Source organism: Bartonella sp. AA86SXKL (genome assembly GCF_042196885.1).
The window spans coordinates 1-1,298 of record NZ_JBHIRE010000096.1 but is presented as its reverse complement, the minus strand read 5'-3'; the positions used below and the strand labels follow the sequence as shown (position 1 = coordinate 1,298).

General features: G+C 40.3%; 2 protein-coding genes. Both read right to left on the bottom strand.

Annotated elements, in window-relative coordinates; translation table 11 throughout:
* Positions 1–732 (bottom strand): ABC transporter permease (locus ACFIO5_RS10080; RefSeq protein WP_375705323.1); only part of this gene is annotated, 732 nt, incomplete at its 3' end.
* Positions 733–796: 64 nt separating this feature from the next.
* Positions 797–1,298: ABC transporter substrate-binding protein (locus ACFIO5_RS10075; RefSeq protein WP_375705322.1), on the bottom strand; the 502-nt coding region annotated here is incomplete at its 5' end.

Genomic DNA, 1,298 nt, shown 5'->3' with positions numbered 1-1,298 from the left:
CATAATAATCCAAAAAATATTGCGCGTACGAAAGAGAGTTTCCCCAATAATAACCGCCGCTAAACCGAAAACAATCGTACCAGCTCCACCAGTAATATCGGTAGCAATGGCGGTTTGAATATAAAGGGAGCCCCCAAGCGCAACACAGGCATTGGAAAGACCCATACCAAAATACACCAATGCTGACGTATGAACCCCTTGCGCCGTAGCCATCCGTGGATTAACTCCCATTGCTCTCATAGCAAGACCTATTTCACTTTCCAAAAACCGCCAGATCAAAAATGCCACCACCAGCAATACAGTACCAACGAAAAGAGGACGCACAAAGATATCAGACAAGCCAAAAAGATTATACAAGGGTGTTAAAGCCGTATCAGCAAGTGCCAAGTTAATATTAGACCCTCCCATAATCCCCATAATACGAAGATTAACTGTATAAAGTGCCGACATTGTCAAAATGGAAGCCAAAAGATTCAAAATGCCAAAACGCAAATTTAGCAAAGCTGTTAATAAACCCGCTATCATACCTGCACAAAAAGCACATGCCATAGCAATCCATGCATTAAAACCCAAAAGAATCAAAACACCACAAACACAGGATCCAAGAAGAAAGGAACCATCAACAGTTAAATCAGGAAAATCCAAAACGCGAAACGAGAGATAAACCCCTATAGCAACAAATGCATAAATAAGACCTAACTCCACAGCGCCAGAAAACGCAAATATACTCATTCAAAGATCATCCCCATAAAAACTTAATGCATTTTTATTGTATCGATATTATATCAATGAAAAACTATTGAAGAATCTTTGTCGCGCGTTCTATCACTGTCTGTGGAATAACAATACCAACCTTTTGGGCTGCTTTCATATCAATTCTAATATCATTATTAGCGGCCTGCACAACATCAATATCGCCAGGTTTTTCACCCTTTAGAATACGCACAACCAGTTTCCCAGCTTCAACCCCTACATCGTAAAAATTCACGCCCTGTGTCATGAAGGGACCGCGTCCAATAGAGTTAAAATCGACGGTAAATACAGGCACATTTGCTTCCTGTGTAACCTTTGTTGCACCCTCTAAAACAGAAAGAACCGTATTATCAGCGGGAATAAAAATGACATCCACCTTACCAACTAAAGCCCGTGTTGCCGCTTGAACATCAGAAGGTTTAGGCGCAGATGAAGGAATGATCTCAATCCCTGCTTTACTTGCAACGTCCTTTAACATCTTAAGTGTTGAAACAGAATTTGCTTCAGAAGCATTATAAAGATAACCAATTTTTTTCAAATCTGGT